The 22434-nt window shown below is 57.4% G+C and carries 26 protein-coding genes; 23 read left to right on the top strand and 3 right to left on the bottom strand.

The features are described from left to right. Window positions 1–11: 11 nt before the first annotated feature. Complete coding sequence (locus KVY02_RS09130) at window positions 12–224, bottom strand: hypothetical protein (protein ID WP_083844149.1); 213 nt, start codon at window positions 222–224, stop codon at window positions 12–14. Between the two features lie 245 nt (window positions 225–469). Between KVY02_RS09130 and KVY02_RS09125 the strand changes: the two genes are divergently transcribed. The 5 genes from KVY02_RS09125 (at window position 470) to KVY02_RS09105 (ending at window position 5056) form a co-directional block, all read left to right on the top strand. After that, window positions 470–643, top strand: a complete 174-nt coding sequence (locus tag KVY02_RS09125; protein ID WP_218313384.1) for a DUF2970 domain-containing protein — start codon at window positions 470–472, stop codon at window positions 641–643. Window positions 644–767: 124 nt separating this feature from the next. Next, entirely contained in the window at window positions 768–1886 is a 1119-nt protein-coding gene (gene coxB, locus KVY02_RS09120) for a cytochrome c oxidase subunit II (protein ID WP_218313383.1), read from the top strand. Between the two features lie 42 nt (window positions 1887–1928). Then, window positions 1929–3587 (top strand): cytochrome c oxidase subunit I, encoded by a 1659-nt coding sequence (ctaD, locus tag KVY02_RS09115; protein ID WP_218313382.1) that lies wholly within the window; start codon window positions 1929–1931, stop codon window positions 3585–3587. A gap of 27 nt (window positions 3588–3614) precedes the next feature. After that, a complete protein-coding gene (locus tag KVY02_RS09110; RefSeq protein WP_081135817.1) occupies window positions 3615–4199 on the top strand; it encodes a cytochrome c oxidase assembly protein in 585 nt (194 codons plus the stop codon). Beyond that, the gene (locus KVY02_RS09105) at window positions 4196–5056 is read left to right on the top strand and encodes a cytochrome c oxidase subunit 3 (RefSeq protein WP_218313381.1); all 861 of its coding nucleotides are present in this window, start codon (window positions 4196–4198) and stop codon (window positions 5054–5056) included. Before KVY02_RS09110 ends, KVY02_RS09105 begins: the two co-directional genes overlap by 4 nt. Window positions 5057–5060: 4 nt before the next feature. On the opposite strand, the gene KVY02_RS09100 is transcribed toward KVY02_RS09105, so the two are convergent. Continuing rightward, complete coding sequence (locus tag KVY02_RS09100) at window positions 5061–5252, bottom strand: DUF2909 domain-containing protein (RefSeq protein WP_016913952.1); 192 nt, start codon at window positions 5250–5252, stop codon at window positions 5061–5063. On the opposite strand from KVY02_RS09100, the gene KVY02_RS09095 reads away from it, so the two are divergent. The 13 genes from KVY02_RS09095 (at window position 5251) to KVY02_RS09035 (ending at window position 17544) form a co-directional block, all read left to right on the top strand. Continuing rightward, window positions 5251–5955 (top strand): SURF1 family protein, encoded by a 705-nt coding sequence (locus KVY02_RS09095; RefSeq protein ID WP_081194350.1) that lies wholly within the window; start codon window positions 5251–5253, stop codon window positions 5953–5955. The two genes, KVY02_RS09100 and KVY02_RS09095, sit on opposite strands and share 2 nt — an antisense overlap. A 4-nt stretch (window positions 5956–5959) precedes the next feature. After that, complete coding sequence (locus KVY02_RS09090) at window positions 5960–6463, top strand: hypothetical protein (protein ID WP_016913950.1); 504 nt, start codon at window positions 5960–5962, stop codon at window positions 6461–6463. 37 nt (window positions 6464–6500) lie between these two features. Next, window positions 6501–7553 carry a COX15/CtaA family protein gene (locus tag KVY02_RS09085; protein WP_218313380.1) on the top strand — a complete coding sequence of 351 codons (1053 nt, stop codon included), beginning with the start codon at window positions 6501–6503 and terminating at the stop codon, window positions 7551–7553. A gap of 47 nt (window positions 7554–7600) precedes the next feature. Then, window positions 7601–8524, top strand: coding sequence for a heme o synthase (cyoE, locus tag KVY02_RS09080; RefSeq protein WP_081135808.1), 924 nt, complete (start codon window positions 7601–7603; stop codon window positions 8522–8524). Window positions 8525–8615: 91 nt separating this feature from the next. After that, a complete protein-coding gene (locus KVY02_RS09075) occupies window positions 8616–9083 on the top strand; it encodes a DUF2489 domain-containing protein (protein WP_218313379.1) in 468 nt (155 codons plus the stop codon). A 244-nt stretch (window positions 9084–9327) separates the two neighbouring features. Beyond that, window positions 9328–10197, top strand: a complete 870-nt coding sequence (locus tag KVY02_RS09070; protein WP_016913946.1) for an OmpA family protein — start codon at window positions 9328–9330, stop codon at window positions 10195–10197. Window positions 10198–10403: 206 nt separating this feature from the next. After that, window positions 10404–12326, top strand: a complete 1923-nt coding sequence (thrS, locus tag KVY02_RS09065; RefSeq protein WP_218313378.1) for a threonine--tRNA ligase — start codon at window positions 10404–10406, stop codon at window positions 12324–12326. 60 nt (window positions 12327–12386) lie between these two features. Further along, complete coding sequence (infC, locus tag KVY02_RS09060; protein ID WP_218313377.1) at window positions 12387–12878, top strand: translation initiation factor IF-3; 492 nt, start codon at window positions 12387–12389, stop codon at window positions 12876–12878. 81 nt (window positions 12879–12959) lie between these two features. Further along, complete coding sequence (rpmI, locus tag KVY02_RS09055; protein WP_016913943.1) at window positions 12960–13154, top strand: 50S ribosomal protein L35; 195 nt, start codon at window positions 12960–12962, stop codon at window positions 13152–13154. Window positions 13155–13207: 53 nt separating this feature from the next. Further along, window positions 13208–13561: a 50S ribosomal protein L20 gene (gene rplT / locus KVY02_RS09050; RefSeq protein ID WP_009097607.1), complete on the top strand. Its 354-nt coding sequence runs from the start codon at window positions 13208–13210 to the stop codon at window positions 13559–13561. Window positions 13562–13719: 158 nt separating this feature from the next. Further along, on the top strand, window positions 13720–14739 hold the full coding sequence (pheS, locus tag KVY02_RS09045; protein ID WP_218313376.1) for a phenylalanine--tRNA ligase subunit alpha: 1020 nt from the start codon (window positions 13720–13722) through the stop codon (window positions 14737–14739). 26 nt (window positions 14740–14765) lie between these two features. After that, on the top strand, window positions 14766–17147 hold the full coding sequence (gene pheT / locus KVY02_RS09040; RefSeq protein WP_218313375.1) for a phenylalanine--tRNA ligase subunit beta: 2382 nt from the start codon (window positions 14766–14768) through the stop codon (window positions 17145–17147). 79 nt (window positions 17148–17226) lie between these two features. After that, window positions 17227–17544, top strand: coding sequence for an integration host factor subunit alpha (locus KVY02_RS09035; RefSeq protein ID WP_016913940.1), 318 nt, complete (start codon window positions 17227–17229; stop codon window positions 17542–17544). A gap of 70 nt (window positions 17545–17614) precedes the next feature. Here KVY02_RS09035 and KVY02_RS09030 read toward each other — a convergent pair whose 3' ends face one another. Continuing rightward, window positions 17615–17821 (bottom strand): DUF2788 domain-containing protein, encoded by a 207-nt coding sequence (locus KVY02_RS09030; protein ID WP_218313374.1) that lies wholly within the window; start codon window positions 17819–17821, stop codon window positions 17615–17617. Window positions 17822–17961: 140 nt separating this feature from the next. On the opposite strand from KVY02_RS09030, the gene KVY02_RS09025 reads away from it, so the two are divergent. The 5 genes from KVY02_RS09025 to clpX all read left to right on the top strand — a co-directional run bounded on the left by KVY02_RS09025 (window position 17962) and on the right by clpX (window position 22359). After that, window positions 17962–18423: a flavodoxin domain-containing protein gene (locus KVY02_RS09025; RefSeq protein ID WP_039181827.1), complete on the top strand. Its 462-nt coding sequence runs from the start codon at window positions 17962–17964 to the stop codon at window positions 18421–18423. A gap of 2 nt (window positions 18424–18425) precedes the next feature. After that, window positions 18426–18794 (top strand): hypothetical protein, encoded by a 369-nt coding sequence (locus KVY02_RS09020; RefSeq protein ID WP_189463161.1) that lies wholly within the window; start codon window positions 18426–18428, stop codon window positions 18792–18794. A 174-nt stretch (window positions 18795–18968) separates the two neighbouring features. After that, window positions 18969–20321 carry a trigger factor gene (gene tig / locus KVY02_RS09015; RefSeq protein WP_218313373.1) on the top strand — a complete coding sequence of 451 codons (1353 nt, stop codon included), beginning with the start codon at window positions 18969–18971 and terminating at the stop codon, window positions 20319–20321. Window positions 20322–20387: 66 nt separating this feature from the next. Then, window positions 20388–21005 (top strand): ATP-dependent Clp endopeptidase proteolytic subunit ClpP, encoded by a 618-nt coding sequence (clpP, locus tag KVY02_RS09010; RefSeq protein WP_016913935.1) that lies wholly within the window; start codon window positions 20388–20390, stop codon window positions 21003–21005. 73 nt (window positions 21006–21078) lie between these two features. Then, window positions 21079–22359, top strand: a complete 1281-nt coding sequence (gene clpX / locus KVY02_RS09005; RefSeq protein WP_016913934.1) for an ATP-dependent Clp protease ATP-binding subunit ClpX — start codon at window positions 21079–21081, stop codon at window positions 22357–22359. Window positions 22360–22434 lie beyond the last annotated feature (75 nt).

The raw sequence follows: 22434 nt of genomic DNA, 5'->3' as shown, positions 1-22434 counted from the left end.
ATGCGTGCTCTTTACTCTTGTGCGGATTCCGGTACTTCTCCAGGGCGTTGATAGCGTACCCCGTCCGCACGAGGCTCTTCGTAGCGTTTGTTTTCATCCTCGGAAACAACCCCAAAGACCGTTTCCTGTGAGCCATCTGGCCACGTGTAAGTGGTGCAGCCCGCCAGGCTCGATAGACCAAGAACAACAACGACACCAGACAGCGTGATACGACGCTTGGGCATGAAAAGCTCCCTGAAAATGGCACATGCTCATGAAAAAGGGTGACGACGAGTGCTGCGTAGTGTGAAGCGCACCGCCACTGCTCGCAAGCTAATTTCAAGGGTGTCGATGCAGCGATGGAGATGATGGTCGGTGGCGGGCATGTTCACCTTGTGTCTATGCTGGGATATCAGTCAGGTGCCCTTGGAAAAGGACGCCTGGAAGACGCCCAGGCGGTTGAGTGCAGAAGGTTGATGGAGGAGGGGATATGTGGTCAGTCTTGAAGTCGGTACTGGCAGCCCTGATCGGGGTGCAGAATGATCGGCAGCGCAGGCAGGACTTCTCCAGCGAGCGACCTGCGGCGTTCATCGTGACGGGGGTCGTCGTCACGCTCCTGTTCGTACTGGCGATTGCCTGGTTGGCCCAGTGGGTCGCCGGATGAAACGTTGAGGCAAATCACGCAAGGTTTGCGTGACGAATGGCATTTGTTTTCTATACTGAGATTGACGTCTTAATCCTGCTTTAATAAAAGCATGGCGAGAACAACAATAATAAAGGAGGTTTCTATGCCCCCAGTGTGGCGATGGCTACTACTTCCCTCATCGAGTCTTGCCGTTGCGTCAGCGGCGTCGGCCAATAGTTGGAATATGCCGGTGGGTGTCACGGACGTCAGCCGCGACATCTACAACTTACACATGACCATTTTCTGGATCTGTGTCGTGATTGGCGTCATCGTGTTCGGCGTGATGTTTTACTCGCTGTTTCGCTATCGCCACGCCAAGGGAGCCAAGGCAGCCCATTTTCACGAACACACCACGGTGGAAGTGTTGTGGACGGCCATTCCTGTGCTGATTCTGGTCGGCATGGCAATTCCTGCCACCGCCACGCTCAAGAATATGTATGACGCCTCGGAAGCCGATCTGGATGTGATGATCACCGGGCAGCAGTGGCGCTGGCGCTACGAATACCTGGGCGAAGACGTTGCTTTCAACTCCAACATGAGCACGCCCTGGGAACAGATCCGAGGGGAAGAGGAGCGCGGAGAGCATTATCTGCTCGACGTGGACGAACCGCTGGTCTTGCCGATCAATCGCAAAGTGCGCTTTTTGATGACCTCAGACGATGTCATCCACTCCTGGTGGGTGCCCGAGCTGGCAGTCAAGCAGGATACGATCCCCGGCTTCATCAACGAAAACTGGGTGCAGATCAATACTCCCGGTATTTATCGCGGACAGTGTGCCGAACTGTGTGGCGTCAATCATGGCTTCATGCCTGTCGTGGTACATGCCATGGAAGAAGAGGAATTCGATGCCTGGCTGGTCGAGCGTCGAGAAGCGGCCGAGCAGGAAGCCATGGGGGTCGATCGTGAATGGGAGATGGACGAACTGATGGCCAGAGGGGAAACGGTGTACCGCGCCATCTGTTCTTCTTGCCATCAAGCCGAAGGGCAAGGGGCGATGCCGGCCTTCCCGGCATTGGCCGGTAATGATCAGTTGATCGAAGACCTGGATTGGCATATCGACAGGATCGTCAATGGGGTCTCTGGTGCGGCGATGCCGGCTTTCCGATCCACGCTCAATCCCGTGGAGCTTGCGGCGGTGGTTACCTATACCCGCAATGCCTGGGGCAATGACGCGGGTGATACGGTGCAGCCAGCCAGGATCGCCGAGCTGATTGCCCAGTAACACCAGGCTACCCATAACAATGAAAAGCAGGCGGAGAAGCTCATGGCGCCCCAACTACCCCCTCAGCACCCGTTACAGCATAGTTCCACCACCCACGCTGGCGGCCACGGCAGTGCCACTCCTGCCCATCACCAGCATGCACACCCGCCCAAAGGGCTTATGCGCTGGCTACTGACCACCAATCACAAGGAGATCGGTACGCTCTATCTGATCTTCTCTCTGACGATGTTCTTTATTGGGGGGATCTTTGCACTGGTGGTTCGAGCGGAGCTTTTCCAGCCAGGGCTCCAGTTGGTACAGCCCGAGTTCTTCAATCAGATGACCACCATGCATGGCTTGATCATGGTGTTTGCAGCCGTCATGCCTGCCTTCACGGGACTGGCCAACTGGATGATCCCGCTGCAGATCGGGGCGCCTGACATGGCGCTTCCCCGGCTCAACAACTTCAGCTTCTGGCTGCTGCCCGTCGCCTTCACGCTGCTGCTTTCAACACTTTTCATGCCGGGTGGCGGGCCCAATTTTGGCTGGACCTTCTATGCGCCCTTGTCCACCACCTATGCGCCGCCCTCCACGACCTTCTTCATCCTGGCGCTGCACATTGCCGGTATCAGCTCCATTCTGGGGGCGATCAACATCATCGCCACCATCCTCAACATGCGTGCCCCGGGGATGCGCATGATGGACATGCCGCTGTTCGTCTGGACATGGCTCATTACCGCTTTCCTGCTGATTGCCGTCATGCCCGTGCTGGCGGGGGTGATCACCATGATGCTCATGGATATAAACTTTAGGACCAGCTTCTTCGATGCTTCGGGGGGCGGTGATCCGGTGCTGTTCCAACACCTGTTCTGGTTCTTTGGGCACCCCGAGGTCTACATCATGATTCTGCCGGCCTTCGGTATCGTGTCGGCGATCATTCCTACCTTTGCGCGCAAACGTCTGTTTGGCTACGCCTCCATGGTGTATGCCACGGGGGCCATTGCACTGCTGTCGTTTTTGGTCTGGGCGCACCACATGTTCGTGGTGGGCTTGCCGCTGGCAGCCGAACTCTTCTTCATGTACACCACCATGCTGATCGCCGTGCCAACCGGCGTGAAGGTATTTAACTGGGTCACGACGCTATTTCGAGGCTCCATCAGCTTCGAACCCCCTATGCTGTTTGCCTTGGCATTCGTGGTGCTGTTCACCATCGGTGGTTTTTCCGGGCTGATGCTGGCCATTGCTCCTGCCGACTTTCAATACCATGACACGTATTTCGTGGTCGCTCATTTTCACTATGTGCTCGTGCCGGGGGCCATCTTTGCCATCATGGCAGGCGTGTACTACTGGCTGCCCAAATGGACCGGCCACTATCCCAACGAGCGTTTGGCTCAGTGCCATTTCTGGTGCTCGATCATTGGGGTCAACCTGACCTTTTTCCCCATGCATTTTGCCGGGTTGGCGGGCATGCCCAGACGGATTCCCGACTATGCGCTGCAGTTCGCCGACTTCAATCTTCTGTCTAGTATCGGCGCGTTCTTCTTCGGTTTCTCTCAACTGCTGTTCGTGCTGGTCGTCGTGCTGTGTGTCAGAGGCGGCAAAAAAGCACCGGCCAAGGCCTGGGAAGGGGCCGAAGATCTAGAGTGGAGCGTGCCCAGCCCAGCGCCACTGCATACCTTCGAAACGCCGCCTGTTTTTCATCGGCAACAGGCCCATGACTAATGGTTTGACAGGCGGGAGGGCTCGCGTATGGCGACCAGTAGTGAAAAGCAGGCGGTAGCGGTGAGGCGTACGGTTATTCGCACCGTAGCGGCGCTGGTGGGGATGTTCGCCTTCGCCTTTGCGCTGGTGCCGCTTTACGACGTTTTCTGCCGTATCACCGGGCTGAATGGCAAGGTGGATACGACCGCCCAGGCCATCGTTCATGAGGAGGTGGATACGTCGCGCTTTATTACGGTGCAGTTCATCACCCGGGGGAGTGCGGGCTTGCCCTGGCAAATGAGCGTAGCCACGCGTCAAATGCGCGTGCATCCCGGTCAAACCGCCGAGGTCGATTTTACCTTCACCAACAATAGCCAGTCCCAGAATTGGGGGCGGGCAGTGCCCAGCGTGTCGCCTTCCAATGCCACCACACACTTGCGCAAGGTCAGCTGTTTCTGTTTTCAAGAGCAGCAGTTGCAGGGGCAGGAGCGGTTGACCATCCCGTTGGTATTTCAACTGGCTCGGGACCTGCCGCCGGATATCAATACCATCACGCTGGTATATACCCTCTACCCCGTTCATCGCGTCGCACTGAGTGACGCCTATGAAAGCGTTCCAGGAGGCAGCATATGAGCAGTGGCAGCTATTACGTACCTGCGACCAGCCGATGGCCCGTATTGGGCTCGATTGCGCTGGGTGTGATGATGATCGGAGCCGGTATTCAACTGGTCTATGGCACCGGTATGCCGGTCTTGGCGATCGGGTTGGTGGCCGTAGTGGCGGTCATGGGGCTCTGGTTCCGCGATGTCGTACATGAGTCGATGGGCGGTTTGTACGACGCCCAGATGGATCGCTCGTTTCGCTGGGGAATGGGGTGGTTCATCTTTTCGGAAGTGATGTTCTTTGCAGCCTTTTTCGGCGCGCTTTTCTACATCCGCACCTTTGCACTCCCCTGGCTGGGCGGCGAGGGCGCCAAAGGGGTTTCGGCGCTGCTATGGCCTGGCTTCATTCCCGAGTGGCCGTTATTGAATCCTCCTGATGCTGCCGTGGCAGGGCCCCATAGCGTGCTGAGCCCGTGGCAGTTGCCGCTGGTCAATACCCTGCTGCTGATCATCTCTAGCATTACCCTGACCGTCGCTCATGAAGCGCTCAAGATGGGCTATCGATCAACATGCCGGAATTGGCTGGCGGCGACGGTGGGGTTGGGCATTTGCTTCATCGTCATCCAGGGGGTCGAGTATTACGAGGCCTACCATCATTACGGGATTACCCTGGAAGCCGGTATTTTCGGGGCGACCTTTTTTATTCTGACGGGCTTTCATGGCATCCACGTGATCATTGGCACGCTGATTCTGGCCATCATGCTGGTCAGAATCATCAAGGGCCATTTCGCCAATGAGCAGCATTTTGCTTTCGAGGCCTCCTGCTGGTACTGGCATTTTGTCGATGTCGTATGGGTGGGGCTGTTCATCTTTGTCTATGTACTGTAGGGCGTCAGCCCAGTTCGCCTGACCAGAAGCCAAAAATGAGCAATGCCATGAGCAGACAGCCCAGGCCGACACGCCACTTCAGCGAGGTCAGAAGGCGCCGTGAAGCGCCGTGGTCTCGCAATAGAAAGCCAGCACCTGCGGCTAGGCTGACCAACATGCCTATGAACACCAATGCGATCAGTAATTTGAGTGCCATGCGCCGACGCTCCCGTGTCACCTTGCGGTTGTTGGTATGGGGGTGTTTTTGGACCGTGGTGGTCGTTGCTGGTGTGCTATTAGGACTATGGCAGTGGGAGCGTGCTGCTGACAAGCAGCGATCGCTTGATCAGCGTGCCGCCGCGCCCTCCCTGATAGCACCGGTCAGTGAGCCGGCTGAGGGTGCCATGCTACGCTTGCAGGGCGAGTATCTGGCGGAGCATACGCTCTATCTCGATAACCGAATCGTCAATGGACGGCTGGGCGTTGCCGTGCTGACGCCTTTGCGTGACGAGCATGGTCAGCTCTGGCTGATTCAGCGGGGGTTTATGGAAACCGGCAGTAGTCGCGAGCCGCCGGTCTCCTCGACGCCAGCAGGCCAGGTGCAGGTCGTCGGAGAGTGGCAGAGAGCCCATTCGGATGGCCTCCTTTACGGCAACAACCTGGAAGGGGTGAGGCTGCAACGGTTAGATCTGGCTCCCTGGGCCTCGGCGCTTGGGGCGTTCCGTTTTGCCGGATGGGTGCATGCTCACGAGGGGGAGGGTGTCCTGATCCCCTGGTGGGAAGCCAATGTGGTGCCACCGGCGCGTCATCAGGCCTATGCGTTTCAGTGGTGGGGCCTAACGCTGGCGGCTCTGGTGGTGATGCTGATCGGCGGTCGCCGCCTCATGAACGACCCAAGGGTCGAGAGAATCAGGAGTTAACCCGATGTCATCCAGCGCAAAGCGTTTCCCTCGCTTTATCCTGGTGCTACTGTTCGTGGCGTTTGCCGCGCCGGTGGTGATCGCATGGATCATGGTGACATGGCGAATCGGTATACCCACCCACTACACCGCCTACGGGGATGTTTCCGTGACCGCGCCGCCGCTGGAAGAGTGGCCACTAACGTCTAGACTTGAGCCTGGTGAGCAGTGGATGCTGGTGTTCGAATGCGTGGAGCCCTGTGACGCAAGGCAGGATGAGCTATGGCGTCTGCACCGGGCTCTTGGGCGAGAAGCGGGTCGCCTGCAGCGCCTCAGGATCGGCGGTGACCTGCAGATGTTGCCTGGCGAGACCGCCACGGCCTGGCACCGCTTGCCCAACTGGCGTGGCGAACAGCGTGTCTGGGTGCTGGACCCCGCAGGCCGCCCTGCGCTGGCCTACCACGCAACGGCCCCCGCGTCGGATATGCTGAAAGATATTAGACACTTGTTCAAAGTGAACGCTTTGTAATTCTCTCCCGGCGACTGATCAGCCGTAAGGACACGTGATGATTCATTCCGATAAGCACCGTTTGCGCCTGCTGGTAGCGCTGAGCCTGGCCGGTACGCTGTTGACGATGCTGGTCATTCTGGTGGGGGCCTGGACTCGGCTGGTGGATGCGGGGCTAGGGTGCCCCGACTGGCCTGGTTGCTACGGGCGGTTGTTGGTGCCGGATAGCGAACATGCCGCACTGCGCCATCCGGACGTGCCGCTTGACCCCTTCAAGGCCTGGGTCGAGATGGGGCACCGCTATGTCGCTAGCTTTCTCGGGCTGCTGGTGATCGGAACGCTACTCCTGGGGTGGCCATTGAGGCGCCGAGAAGGCTATCCCTGGAAGGTCAGCATCGCGCTGCTGATCGTGATTCTCATACAAGGTGCGTTTGGCGCCTTTACCGTGACGTTGAAGCTCTGGCCGCAGGTGGTCACGCTGCACTTGCTGGGCGGGCTCAGCGTGTTGATGCTGTTTTTTTGGCTTCATCTGCGCATTCGTCGGTCGGCGAAAGGGGTGTTGGTGCCCCCCAGAAAGTCAGGCCCGCTCTGGCTTCTGGCAGGCGCGGCGCTGGTGCTGCAGCTGGCGCTGGGTGGCTGGGTCACCAGCAATTATGCCGGTATTGCTTGCCAGGGATTTCCCTCCTGTAACACCCAGTGGTGGCCGGATATGGACCTGAGCGAAGGGTTTCATCTGACCCAGACCGTGGGCCCCAATTATTTACATGGTCAGCTGCATGCCGATGCGCGCACCGCCATTCATGTGGTGCACCGCTTGGGTGCCTTGCTGCTGGGTGTCGTGCTGCTGGCGCTCTGGTGGCGCTATCGCCGCCAAAGTGAGGTCGTGGGTGCCTTGTCCATGGTCGTGTTGCTGTACCTGCTACAGGCAGGGTTGGGCGTTGCCAATGTGCTGCTCTGGCTGCCGTTATGGCTAGCGCTGCTGCATACCGCGGGCGCCGTGCTGTTGTGCCTGGGGCTGGGGTGGGCCTGGTGGCGCTACCGTTATATGTCTGAACGATCACACGCAGTGCAGGCGCTCGACGGGAAAGCGTTATACGTGCAGGCCCGATAGTCCAATGATTGACCTTGAAAACAATAACAATCCATCAGGTGATCACTATGCGATACGCAACGCTGGATACCACGTTACCCACCATCCGTTGGGGGGTGTTGAAAGAGCTGGTGTTACTGTGCAAGCTCAACGTGGTGGTCGTCATGCTGGTATGCACGGCCGTGGGTATGGCCTTGGCTACGCCGGGGTTGCCGCCGTTGAAAGCCATGGTGTTCGGTCTGCTGGGCGTCGGGTTGGCCTCCAGTGGGGCCGCCGCTTTCAACCATATCATCGACCGCCATCTGGACGCTGTGATGACGCGCACGTCACGCCGACCGTTAGCGGCGCACCGCCTGCCTGTCTGGATGGCCATGCTATGGGCCGTAGGGCTGTCGGTGGTGGGCGTGGGGCTACTGGCCTGGCAGGTGAACACGCTAGTGGCATTTTTGACACTGGCATCGCTGGTGGGCTACGCCGTGCTGTATACCGCGTACCTGAAACGTGCCACCCCACAGAATATCGTGATTGGAGGCGTCGCGGGGGCGGCGCCTCCGCTGCTGGGCTGGGTGGCCGTAACGGGCAGCATTGCGGCGGAGCCTTTGCTGCTGATGCTGATCATCTTCGTCTGGACGCCGCCGCATTTCTGGTCGCTGGCTATTCACAAGCGTGAAGACTACGCCTGCGCGGGTATTCCCATGTTGCCGGTCACCCATGGCGTGGCGTTTACGCGACTGCAGATTTGGTTGTACAGCTGGCTGACCGTGGCGGCGTCGCTTTTGCCGGTGGTGGTAGGCATGAGTGGCTGGGTGTATCTGGTGATCGTCATGGCGCTCAATGCACGATTCATCTACTGGGGCTGGCGCGTCTGGAGGGGCGATGATCAGGCAGTGCCACTGCTGGCCTTCTGGTTTTCCATTCGTTACCTGCTGGGGCTGTTTGGTGCACTGCTACTGGACCATTATACTTTTCTGGCACCAGCAGTGTTTGGCTAGCGTGAGCGGATTAACGACAAAGTTGGTCTATGTTGTAGAAAGCAGTGTACAATTTCCGTTAAACTATTCTGGCTTGATATAAAGAGGTTTCATGAGCTCTACCGTCGCACTATTGTTACTGGCCGTCGCGCTGGTGGTCATTGCCGGTTTGGGGGGGTATGCGTACTCCCTGCGCCAAGAGGTGAAACGTCGTGAAGCTTTTCGCCTGGAGGAGGAGCAGCGAGCCCAGCAGAAGAGTCTGGAAAACCTGGATTACGTGGTGAGCGCGCTGGTGCAGGAGCAGGTAGATATCACCGAAGGTTCCTGGCGGTGTAAGGTATTGCTGGAGATCGTTGATCCCAGCCTTGCGGAGAGACCAGAGTTTCAGGCATTTGCAGAAGTCTATAACCGCACTCGGCACCTCAAGACCCACTCTGCACGCAAGCAATTGACCCCTCGGGAGCGAATGCGTGAAGACAAGGAGCGCCTCGAAGTCGAGGCGGAAATGCGTCCTGCCGTACTCGCCGCTGCCGCGGCTGTGATCCAGTGGCGCGCCAAAGGTTCCAAAGCGTTACACTGATTTTTAGTGTCATTGGTGTCAGCTTTGCTATGCTAAACACGTCGGTATTGGCAAGAAGTTGATATCACGGCATTGTTGCCTTCTAGCGCTGAAACGTTAATGATAGGCACCTCGTTCGATTTCATGATGCGCCAAGGCGCTCATCCTGAAGAAGAACAGCGAAAAATGGATGCTCTCGCTAAAAGAAGCATTAGATAGATTTGGTCACTGACCATATCAGCATTGGATCAAGAAGGAGTCTTGCATGAAAAAGTCAACAACTGGCTTGCTAATCGGTTCTGCCCTCGTAGTAGGCCTCTCTGGCTGTGCCAGCTCTGCCTCCCAGTCTTCTGGTCAGGCGAGTGCAAGCAGCGACCGTAGCTGGTACCAGCACCCCGCCGTATGTGGTATCGCCGGTGGCCTGATCGGTGGCAGCATTGGTTATGCTACTAGCGGCAGCTCGGACGAAGACGTTGGCGCGGCTACTGGCTTCGCGGCAGGCGCTGCCATTGGCGGTCTGCTGTGTGCCGATCATACTCCTGAGCCGGTTGCGCCGCAGTGCCCGAGCTACGGTGAAGTGCCTGCTGGCGTCGCGGTAGATGCTGAAGGCTGCCCGCTGGACTCCGACGGTGACGGCGTGCCGGACTACCGTGACCAGTGCCCGGGAACGCCTGCTGGTGTGGCGGTAGATGCCAATGGCTGCCCGCTGGACTCCGACGGTGACGGCGTGCCGGATTACCGTGACCAGTGCCCTGACACCCCGGCTGGCGTTGCCGTGAATGCTCTGGGTTGCCCGGAAAGCATGGTGCTGCGTGACGTCAACTTCGAGTTCGACTCCGCACAGCTCACTACCAATGCACAGCAAGTGCTGAATGGCGTTGCCGAGCGTCTGGTGAACAATCCTGACGTGCGTGTCAGCATCGAAGGTCACACCGATTCACGCGGTTCTGCTGAATACAATCAGAACCTGTCTCAGCGTCGTGCCGAGTCTGTGGCTGCCTACCTTGCCCAGCGTGGCGTAGAAGCTAACCGCATGCGCGCGGTAGGTTACGGCGAAGAGCGTCCTGTTGCCACCAACGACACTGACGAAGGTCGTGCACAGAACCGTCGCGTAGAACTGGATGAGTGGAACTAATCACTTGCCAGCATAACGCTCCTTGACAGGCTGTACGCCTGACGCTGAAAGAGAGCAAAAGAACGGGAGGCCATGGGCCTCCCGTTTTATTTTACGAGATGCCAAAGTCTGTTAGGCTGTCGGCCGGTTTTGAGTCCGTTTTTCTACCGTTGATAGCGAAATGTGATCCCTGGTATGGATCACCACTGCGCTCAAGGAATATTTGAATGCCCATAGTGACACTGCCTGACGGCAGCCAGAGAACATTTGATAGCCCCCTTTCCATCATGCAGCTGGCAGAGTCCATTGGCCCTGGTTTGGCCAAGGCCTGCGTGGCGGGCAAGATTGATGGGGTGCTGGTGGATGCAGCGGATGTCATCGAGCAGGATGCCGATGTCTCCATCATCACGGCGCGTGACGACGAGGGGCTGGAGATCATTCGCCACTCGTGTGCACACCTGATTGGTCATGCCGTGAAGCAGCTCTACCCCAATGCCAAAATGGCGATTGGCCCGGTCATCGATGATGGGTTTTACTACGATATCGATTTTGGCCAATCCGTGACGCCCGAAGATCTGGAAGCGATCGAGAAGCGTATGCAGGCGTTGATCGATCAGGAGTACGACGTAGTGCGTGAATACGTCGATAGCGCCAAGGCCATGGCCACTTTCGAGCAGCGTGACGAGCCCTATAAGCAGGAAATCATCCGTGACATTCCTGACGGTGCCGCTATCCGCCTGTATCACCATGAAGAGTATACGGACATGTGTCGGGGGCCTCACGTCCCGAACACCCGGCATCTGAAAGCTTTCAAATTGACCAAGCTGGCAGGTGCCTACTGGCGGGGGGACGCTTCCAACCCGATGCTTACGCGTATTTACGGTACGGCCTGGGGTGATAAAAAGCAGCTCAAGGCTTACCTGAAGCGGCTGGAGGAAGCTGAGAAGCGTGACCACCGTAAATTGGCGCGTAAAATGGACCTCTTCCATCTGCAGGAAGAAGCCCCGGGCATGGTGTTCTGGCACCCCAATGGCTGGACCATGTATCAGGCGCTTGAAGAGTACATGCGTAATGTGCAGCGGGCGCATGGCTATCAGGAGATCAAGACACCCCAGGTGGTCGATCTTTCGCTGTGGAAAAAATCAGGCCACTGGGGGCACTACAGTGAGCTGATGTTCACCACGGAGTCCGAGAAGCGTGAGTACGCGGTCAAGCCGATGAACTGTCCTTGCCATGTGCAGGTGTTCAATCAGGGCCTGAAGAGCTACCGCGACCTGCCTTTGCGCCTGGCCGAGTTTGGTAGCTGCCATCGTAATGAACCCTCTGGGTCACTGCATGGTCTGATGCGCGTGCGCGGGTTTACCCAGGACGATGCACACATCTTCTGCACCGAGAAGCAGATTCAGGCAGAAGCCGAAGCGTTCATTGCGTTGACGTTGCAAGTCTACAAGACGCTGGGGTTCGATGACGTCGAGTTGAAGCTGTCCACGCGCCCTGAAGACTTCCTTGGTGAAGCAGACATGTGGGATCGCGCCGAGCAGGGCCTGGAAGCTGCCTTGAATGCCACGGGGCTTGAGTGGGAATTGCAGCCGGGTGAGGGGGCTTTTTATGGTCCCAAAATCGAGTTTGCGCTGCGCGACTGTCTGAACCGAGTGTGGCAGTGCGGCACCCTGCAGCTGGACTTCAACCTGCCGGGCCGTTTGGGCGCCCAGTATGTGGATGAAGACGGGGCGCGCAAGACGCCGGTCATGTTGCACCGTGCCATTCTGGGTTCTTTCGAACGTTTCCTGGGTATTTTGATTGAGCACTACGCAGGTGCTATGCCATTATGGTTGGCCCCGCAGCAAGCGGTGTTGATGACGATTACCGATGCACAGCGCGATTTTGCTCTGGAAGTGGAGCGTCGGCTGCAAAAAAATGGCTTACGGGTCAAGGCGGACTTGAGGAACGAGAAGATCGGCTTTAAAATCCGTGAGCATACATTACAGAAAGTTCCCTATCTTCTGGTGATAGGAGATAAGGAAGTAGAAGCTGACTCAGTGGCCGTGCGTACTCGCAGCGGCGAAAATCTCGGCACCATGACCATCGATGAGTTCATCGAAAAGTTCAGTGCAGAGAGAGCAGCCCTGGCGACATCGTCAATTGCCTAAGGAGACAGAGCAATCAAGCGAAGCAATCAGCGCGGGCGTCCACAAGATAAACGCCCACCAATGAACGAGCGGATCACCGAAGAAGAAGTACGTTTAATCGATGCCGAAGGCGAGCAGTTGGGTGTTGTGCCCACCTCCGAGGCTCTTGAGCGTGCAGAAGCGGCAGGTCTGGATCTCGTGCAAATTTCGAATGCCGACCCCATCGTCTGTAAGATCATGGATTACGGTAAATTCGTTTTTGAGACCAAGAAGCAGAAAGCAGCTCAAAAGAAAAAGCAGAAGCAAATCCAGGTCAAGGAAGTCAAATTCCGTCCTGGCACCGACGAGGGCGATTATCAGGTCAAGCTTAAAAACCTGATTCGCTTCCTGGAAGGTGGTGACAAGGGCAAGGTCACATTGCGCTTCCGTGGTCGTGAAATGGCGCATCAGGACATCGGCCGCAAGCTGATGGAGCGAATCGCGGCAGACCTGGAAGAGATTGGAGTGGTGGAGTCTTTCCCGAAAATGGAAGGCCGCCAGATGATCATGATCCTTGCCCCGAAAAAGAAGTGATCCAACGGCGTTGTTAACGGGCCAGCGCGTGTGCGCTGGTCGGCCTTGGGTTTTCTAAAAAATATCGAGCGGAGTTATCTCATGCCGAAAATCAAAAGCAACAGCGGCGCTGCCAAGCGCTTCAAAAAGACCGCTAACGGCTTCAAGCACAAGCAGTCTTTCCGTAGCCACATCTTGACCAAGAAGTCGACCAAGCGTAAGCGTCAGCTGCGTGGCATGAAGCAAGTACATGCTGCCGACAAAGCGCTGATTCAGCGCATGCTGCCGAACCTGTAAGGTCGAATTTTCTTATCTGAGTATTGACTCAGTCATAAAGTCAGGAGTGTGTTATGACCCGTGTTAAGCGTGGCGTAGTTGCCCGTCGTCGCCATAAAAAAGTTCTGAAGCAGGCCAAAGGTTACTACGGTGCCCGTTCGCGTGTTTTCCGCGTAGCCAAGCAGGCTGTCATCAAGGCCGGTCAGTACGCCTACCGTGACCGTCGCAACCGCAAGCGCCAATTCCGCGCTCTGTGGATTCAGCGTATCAACGCTGGTGCACGTATCAACGGCATGTCTTACAGCCGCTTTGTCGGTGGCCTGAAGAAAGCCGGTATTGAAATTGACCGTAAAGTATTGGCTGACCTGGCTGTACACGAGAAAGCCGCTTTTGCTGCTATCGTGGAAAAAGCCAAGGCTGCCCAATAAGGCACTTCTCGCTGGGCTAGCCTGGCGTGAAATGCCCGTGGTCATTTCAGTGTGACCCATGCAGGGGAAGAGCAGCCGCTCTTCCCCTGTTTTTTTTGTCACCTTCTACATGCCAGCCATCCCCGTGGATGGAGCCGCTTAATTCGGAGTGAAATCGGATGGACCACCTTCCTACTCTGGTGTCAGAGGCCCGCGAAGCTATCCAGGCTGCGCAGAGTGTCTCGGCGCTGGATGAGCTACGCGTTCGTTACCTGGGCAAGAAAGGCGAAGTAACCGCCTTGCTGAAAGGGTTGGGTAAATTGTCGGCGGAAGAGCGCCCTGCCGCAGGCGAGCAGATCAATCAGGCCAAGCAGACCCTGTCGGCGGAGATCGACGCCAAACGCCAGCAGCTGGAAAATGCCGCCCTTGATGCGCGCCTGGCAGCAGAGCGCATCGATGTCACTCTGCCAGGGCGTGGGCAAGCCAGCGGGGGACTGCATCCCGTGACGCGAACCCTGGAGCGGATCGAAGGACTGTTTACCAGGATTGGCTACGATGTGGCGGTAGGGCCTGAAATCGAGGACGACTACCACAATTTCGAAGCGCTCAATATTCCTGCTCACCATCCTGCGCGGGGCATGGCGGATACGTTTTATTTCGATGCCACTCGCTTGTTGCGTACTCACACGTCGCCCGTGCAAGTGCGTACCATGAAGAGTAGCGAGCCGCCCATCCGGATCGTTTGTCCGGGGCGCGTTTATCGCAGCGATTCTGATCTGACCCACACGCCCATGTTCCACCAGGTAGAAGGGCTGCTGGTGGATGAAGGCGTCAGTTTTGCCGACTTGAAGGGCACTATCGAAGATTTTCTACAGGCGTTTTTCGAGCGTGACGACCTGTCGGTGCGCTTCCGTCCTTCCTATTTCCCTTTTACCGAGCCCTCGGCGGAAGTCGATATTCAGTGTGTGATGTGCAGCGGTGAAGGGTGTCGTGTCTGCTCTCACAGTGGCTGGCTGGAAGTCATGGGTTGCGGCATGGTGCATCCTGAGGTCTTTCGCCATTCGAAAATCGATACCGATCGCTATACCGGATTTGCGTTCGGCATGGGCGCCGAGCGTCTGGCCATGTTGCGCTATGGGGTCAATGACCTACGCCTATTCTTCGAGAACGATTTGCGCTTCCTGCGCCAATTCACCTGATACTGCTGCTTACGACGGGAAAAATTATGAAGTTTTCAGAACAGTGGCTGCGTGAATGGGTCTCTCCGCAGTTGGATGCGCAAGCCATTGCCGATCAGATCACCATGGCAGGGCTTGAAGTCGACGCGGTCGAGGCCGTTGCTGCTGCTTTCAGTGGTGTCGTCGTTGCCGAAGTGCTGAGTAAAGAGAAGCACCCGGATGCCGATAAGCTGAATGTGTGCAGCGTGAATGATGGCACCGGTGCGCCTGTCCAGGTGGTGTGTGGTGCCGCCAACGTGGCAGTCGGTCAGAAAATTCCTTTTGCCCAGGTGGGCGGAGTGCTGCCGGGCGACTTCAAGATCAAGAAGGCCAAGCTGCGTGGTGTCGAATCCAACGGCATGATCTGCTCGGCGTCCGAGCTGGGGTTGGAGGAAGAGACCTCGCCAGGCATTCTGGTGCTCTCCGAGGCCGCGCCGGTCGGCGTCAGCTTCCGCGAGTACATGCAGTTGGATGACATGACCATCGAGGTCGATCTGACGCCTAACCGCGGTGACTGCCTGAGTATCAAAGGATTGGCGCGCGAGGTAGGGGTGTTGAATCGACTACCTGTCAGCGGTCCGCAGATGACGCCGGTGCCCGCCACGATCGACGATACTTTCCCGGTGCGAGTGGACGCCGTAGAGCAGTGCCCCCGCTATCTGGGGCGTGTCATCAAGGGTGTCGATGTTCAGGTGGAGACGCCGCTATGGATGGTAGAGCGACTGCGTCGCAGTGGCGTGCGCTCGATCGATCCGGTCGTCGATGTCACCAACTACGTCATGCTAGAGCTGGGCCAGCCGCTGCATGCCTTTGACCGCGACAACCTTCATGGCGGGATTTGCGTGCGCATGGCGCAGCCATCCGAGCGACTGACCTTACTGGACGGGCAGGACGTAGCGCTGCGTCAGGATACGCTGTTGATTGCTGATGAGCGTGGGCCTCTGGCCATGGCCGGCGTCATGGGTGGGGAGAACTCTGGCGTCAACGAGCAGACGCACACTATTTTCCTGGAGTCGGCGTTTTTCGCGCCGTTGGCGATTGCTGGCAAGGCACGCTCTTATGGCCTCCATACGGATGCCTCGCACCGCTATGAGCGTGGGGTGGACCCTGAGCTGGCCAGCGTGGCCATCGAGCGGGCGACCCAGCTACTGCTGGAAATTTGCGGTGGCCAGGCAGGTCCGGTAACGGAGGCGGTTCACCAGCAGGCGTTGCCTGCAGCGAAGACCATCATGCTGCGTGAAGCGCGGCTCGAAGCGGCGCTTTCCAAGCAGCTGCCGGGCGATGAAGTGAGCGATATTCTCGAGCGCCTAGGGCTGCAAGTGGAGCGCTTGGCCGAGGGTTGGAAGGTCAAGGCAGCCAGCTGGCGTTTTGACATTGCCATCGAGGAAGACCTCATCGAAGAAGTTGCTCGTGTACATGGGTACAACAATCTGCCCGTTCGTCGTCCAGCTGCTCGCTTGGCACTGCGTCCTGCCAACGAGTCGACCCTGACGCTGGCGCGTCTGCGTAACCAGCTGGTGGCCCGTGGTTATCAGGAGGCGGTGACGTATAGTTTCGTCGCCCCAGACCTGCAAGCGGCACTGCTGCCCGACGCCGTATCACCCGTGCTGGCCAATCCGATTTCGTCGGATCTGTCCGTCATGCGAGCCAGCCTGTTTCCGGGGCTGGTGAGAGCCTTGGAACACAACCTCAACCGCCAGCAGACGCGCGTTCGCCTTTTCGAGACCGGGCTGGTGTTCAACGGTCCGCTGGACGAGCTCTCGCAGGTGCCCATGATGGGAGCGCTGGTGTGCGGTGGTCGTGAGGCCGAGGGCTGGAGTGGCGGCAAGGCAGCCGTCGACTTCTACGATCTCAAGGGGGACCTGGAGAGTGTGCTGGCACTCGGGGGAGCGGTAGAGGATTGGCGTTTCGAGCCCGGCGAGCACGCTGCCCTGCATCCGGGGCAAACGGCCAGGGTGCTGCATAAAGGAGAGCCGGTTGGCTGGATCGGCACGCTGCATCCTCAGGTGCGTGCCAAACTGGGCTTGAAAGTGGATGCCGTGCTGTTCGAAGTGCGGCTGGACGCCTTGAGTCAAGGTGCGATTCCCGCCTTCGAGCCGCTCTCCCGCTACCCCGAAGTTCGCCGCGACCTGGCGTTCACGGTCAAGGAAGAGACGCCCGTTCAGGCGCTGCTCGACTGTGCAAAGTCACAGGCGGGAGAAAGCTTGAAAGACATCAAGCTGTTTGATGTCTATGCTGGTAAGGGCGTTGCGGAAGGTCACAAGAGCATTGCGCTGGGCTTGACCTGGCAACACGCATCGCGCACGCTAAATGATGAAGAAATCAACCAGTTGGTTGATGCCATTGTGACTACCGTGCGTACCGAGCTGAACGCTGATCTGCGCGGTTGATGACGCCATGCCATGACATGACGCTTACCACGATCCTGGCAGTGCGTTTGCTACACCGTTTGCTACATGGAGGAGCCTTATGGGTGCGTTGACCAAAGCAGAGCTAGCAGAGCATTTACATAGCGAGCTGGCGCTGTCAAAACGAGAAGCAAAAGCGATGGTCGAAGCTTTTTTCGAAGAGATTCGCGCTTGCTTACGTGAAAACGAGCAAGTGAAGCTGTCAGGATTTGGTAATTTCGACCTGCGGGACAAGCGTGAGCGTCCAGGCCGTAACCCCAAGACCGGCGAAGAAATTCCGATTTCGGCGCGTCGGGTGGTGACTTTTAGGCCTGGCCAAAAGCTCAAGCAGCAGGTCGAGCGCTATGCGAGCGAAGGTGGTTTTGGTAAGCAGGATTAGCCTTCGCGACCCATGTCAAAAAGGAGTGCCGGGAAGCACTCCTTTTTTTATGGCTGAACGATCATGGAGGCTACAGGCCTCGCCCTTCGATCAGCCAGGTGATGACGACCTTGATGATGTAACCCATCATGCCTGCGCCGAGAACGACGAACAGCATGATCGTACCAAACTTACCTGCATTCGACTTTTTGGCCAAATCCCAAATGATGAAGCACATGAACACGATCAAGCCGCCGATCATGATAGGGGTGATCCATGTCTCAAAGGCTTGCTGCATAAGCGCTCCTGCAGATAGAAGATGTAAGAGTAGAAGGAAGAAGGGCGTGCGCAACGTGCGCGGCTTTTGCCAGTCGTGTTAATATTTGACCAAATTCATCAGGTATTTGTCGACTGAACATTGTGAACCGGGAGTAAGCAATGCCAAAGATGACGATTGTGGTGGGCACCATGTATGGCGGTGCTCTTGACGTAGCCGAGCAGGTCAAGCCGCTGTTCGAGAAGGCGGGATATGCCGTAGTGGTGTCTGAACAGCCCACGTTGACAGACGTGAGTGGAGATAATGACCTGACGCTGTTTTGCTTGTCGACCACCGGTAGTGGCGACTTTCCTGGCAATATCGTACCGTTCGTGCGCAGCCTGAAAGACCAGTCACCTTCGCTCACCGGTCTTCGTTACGGACTGATCGCGCTCGGCGACAGCTCCTATGGCGATACGTTCTGCGGTGCCGGCCGTGCACTGGACGAGCTGCTGACATCGTTGGGCGCTCAGCGTCTCGGGGAGCGGTTGGAAGTCGATGCCATGGAGACCTTCATGGCCGATGATGCTGCAGTGCCGTGGGTGGAAGAGTGGATCGTGGCTCAGCAGTTGAAGGTGGCGTAACCATGCAGTCAGCGGCTCACTCTCCTGAACGGGTAAGCATTGCCATTGGCCTGTGCGTGGTCATGTTGTCTGCTTTGCCGCGCTATCTGGCGGGCGGGCATGAGACTCGTCAAACGCTGATCGTCATGGCCCTGGTGCTGGTGGCAGGGGCGGCTGCGGTGCAGTGGAAGATGCTTCCCGTCGAAGCTCGTCAGCGGTTGCCAGCGCTGCTCAAGCGCCTTAGTGTCATGATGGTGTTGGGCGCCATCATCATGGGTGGTTGGCATGCGCTGTTCACGGCGTGGATCAGTTGGCAGGAGTTCATCTCCCACGCGGCCACCTGTGGGCTACTGTTGCATGCCGTCACGCTTTGGTGGCGTTCGCGCGCTTGAAGTCGTGCAGGCATTGTAATACGCCTGTTTTTGATGCCCGAACCCTTGAAATTGGGGGGCTAGCCCCCATCTTGCGAGCATGGCGCTTGCCTCCTTGCGTCAGGGTTCTTAAAATCGCCCTCTTGAATCAATTTTACGTAATCAACCCAACGCCCAGCCGCTAGAGGACAATTCATGCAAGTTTCCGTCGAGACGACCTCCCAGATCGAACGCCGTATCACTATTCAAGTGCCGGCAGCAGAAATCGATGGGGCCGTCAGCGCTCGCTTGAAAGAGACTGCGAAAAACGTTCGCCTGAACGGTTTTCGCCAAGGCCGGGTGCCGATGGCCGTTGTTAACCAGCGTTACGGCGACAGCGTGCGCAACGAAGTGGTTGGCGAAGTCATGCGCGAGCGTTACGTGCGCGCCATTACCGAAGAAGGGCTCAACCCTGCCGGTTTCCCGCAGATCGAGCCGAAGGTAAACCAGTCAGGCAAAGATCTCGAGTTCGTCGCGATCATGGAAATCTACCCGCAGGTCGAGCTGGCCTCCATCGAAGGTACTGAAGTAGAGCGTCCGGTCGTCGCCGTCAATGATGCCGATGTCGACGAGATGATCGACACCCTGCGCAAGCAAAACGCTGCATGGGAAGAAGTCGACGCCGCTGCTGCCTCTGGCGATCAGGTCACCATCGATTTTCAGGGCTTCCTGGGCGATGAGCCTTTCGAAGGCGGCAGTGCTGAAGGCCACGCGTTGGTCATCGGATCAAACAGCTTCATTCCTGGTTTCGAAGATCAGCTGATCGGTGCCAAGGCGGGTGAAGAGAAAACGATTTCCGTCACCTTCCCGGCGGATTACCAGGCCGAGCATCTGGCCGGTCAGGAAGCGACTTTCAAGGTCACTGTCCACAAGGTCAGCAGCCAGAAGCTGCCGGAAGTGGATGCGGCGTTCATCGAGCGTTTTGGCGTTGAAGGCGGCGACGAAAGCCAGTTCCGCGCTGAAATCAAGAAGAACATGACCCGTGAAGCGGCACAAGCCGTGGATAACCGTGTCAAGCAGCAGGTGCTGGATGCGCTGAAGAAAGCCAACGACATCCCCGTGCCAAGCGCGCTGGTACAGCAGGAAACCGACGCCATGAAGCGTCAGGCAGCTCAGCAGTTCGGTCTGGGTGAAGACTTCGACGTCAGCCAACTGCCCAATGAGCTGTTTGCCGACCAGGCCAAGAGCCGCGTGCAGGTAGGCTTGCTGCTGGCGGAAGTCATCAAATCCAACGAGCTGGATGCCGATGATGCCGCCATCAAGGCGAAGGTGGAAGAGCTGGCTGAGCAGTATCAAGACCCCTCGGAAGTCGTCGAGTACTACATGGGTAACGAGCAGCTCAAAACCCAGGTGAAGTCTGCCATCCTCGAAGAGAAGGCGGTCGAGAAACTGCTGGAGCAAACGAACGTCAAAGACGTTGAAATGTCTTATCAGCAGGCACTGGCAGCCGCCCAGCAGCAGGCTGAGCAAGATGAGACCGCTGAAGAAAGCGAGCAGGCGAGCGCCTGATCTCATCGAGTTGCGCACCTGTTCTCAGGTGCGCTTTTCCCTTACCGGACGCAAGGAATCACCCGAATGAGTGAGTTTGATATTCAAAACGCCGGCGGTTTAGTGCCCATGGTGGTGGAGCAAAGCGCCAAAGGGGAAAGAGCCTACGACATCTACTCGCGCCTGTTGAAAGAGCGCGTCATTTTTCTGGTGGGTCCTGTGGAAGACTACATGGCCAACCTGGTGGTCGCTCAGCTGCTGTTTCTGGAGTCTGAGAACCCCGACAAAGATATTCATCTGTACATCAATTCGCCTGGCGGTTCGGTCACGGCTGGCATGTCGATTTATGACACCATGCAGTTCATCAAGCCGGACGTCTCCACGGTGTGTATTGGTCAAGCGGCCAGCATGGGCGCCTTGCTGCTGACAGCGGGTGCTGCTGGCAAGCGCTACTGTCTGCCCAATTCGCGCGTCATGATCCACCAGCCGTTGGGCGGTTATCAGGGGCAGGCGTCGGATATCGAGATTCATACCCGTGAAATTCTCGGTATTCGTGAGAAGCTGAACCAGATTCTGGCCCATCATACGGGTCAAGATATCGAAACGGTGGCCCGTGATACCGACCGTGATAACTTCATGAGCGCCAATAAAGCAAAAGAGTATGGCTTGATTGACGCAGTGCTGGATAAGCGTCCTACATCCTGATAGCGTAGTAGGATTCTGCTTTTCTAAGAGCTTTTCAGGCGGCTCTGGCCGCCTTAGTGACAGAGGTACGCGAATGGCCGACGGCAAAGGCAAGGACGAAGGTGGCAAGCTGCTGTACTGCTCGTTTTGCGGTAAAAACCAGAACGAAGTACGCAAGCTGATTGCTGGCCCGTCCGTTTATATCTGCGATGAGTGTGTCGACTTGTGTAATGACATCATTCGCGAGGAAGTTCTCGAAGCCGATGCCGAGAGCGATGAGGAGCGTTTACCCACGCCCCGCGAAATACGTCATACATTGGACGATTACGTCATCGGGCAAGACCGCGCCAAGATGGTGCTGTCCGTAGCGGTATACAACCACTACAAGCGTCTCAAATCAGAGGTGCGCGAAGGCGACGTGGAGCTGGGTAAATCCAACATTCTCCTGATTGGTCCTACCGGTAGCGGCAAAACGCTGCTGGCGGAAACCATGGCGCGGCTATTGAATGTACCCTTCACGATTGCAGACGCCACTACGCTGACAGAAGCGGGCTATGTGGGTGAGGATGTCGAAAACATCATCCAGAAACTGCTTCAGAAGTGTGATTACGATGTAGAGAAAGCCGAGCGTGGCATTGTCTATATCGATGAGATCGACAAGATTTCTCGCAAGTCGGATAACCCCTCGATTACCCGTGATGTATCGGGTGAGGGTGTTCAACAGGCGCTGCTCAAGCTCATCGAAGGGACCACGGCGTCCGTGCCTCCCCAAGGTGGGCGCAAGCATCCCCAGCAGGAGTTCGTACAGGTCAATACGGCCAACATCCTGTTCATCGTTGGTGGTGCTTTTGCCGGACTGGACAAAGTCATCCGTGATCGCGCTGAAAAAGGTGGTATCGGTTTCAATGCCAGCGTGAAAAGCAAGGAGTCCAGTCGGGGCGTGGGTGAGCTGTTGGCCGACGTCGAGCCCGAGGATCTGGTGAAATTTGGCCTGATTCCCGAGTTCGTGGGTCGTTTGCCTGTCATCGCCACGTTGACCGAGCTCACCGAAGATGCCCTGGTACAGATCCTCACGGAGCCCAGGAATTCGCTGGTCAAGCAGTACGCTAAGCTGTTCGAGATGGAAGACGTGGAACTGGAGTTCAGGGATGAGGCACTGCGTGCCGTGGCTGCCAAGGCCATGGAGCGCAAGACCGGGGCGCGGGGCTTACGCTCGATCCTGGAGTCGGTGCTGCTGGATACCATGTATGAAATCCCTTCTCTGGAAGGCGTCAGCAAAGTGGTCATCGAAGCGTCTGTCATTGCCGGCGAGAGTGAGCCGCTGCTGGTCTATTCCCAGCAAGAGGCTGCCCGGGTTGACGGCACCGATGGCTAACCGCCCGAGGTTCCGCGCGGTCTGATGACCACCGCGTGCCAATCCAAGGGGTCGCCTAGGCGGCCCCTTGTTGTT

It is taken from the genome of Halomonas sp. 18071143 (assembly GCF_019211725.1).
GTDB lineage: Bacteria > Pseudomonadota > Gammaproteobacteria > Pseudomonadales > Halomonadaceae > Vreelandella > Vreelandella stevensii.
Note: the sequence above shows the minus strand (reverse complement) of the source record. Positions and strands in the feature narration are given on the sequence as shown.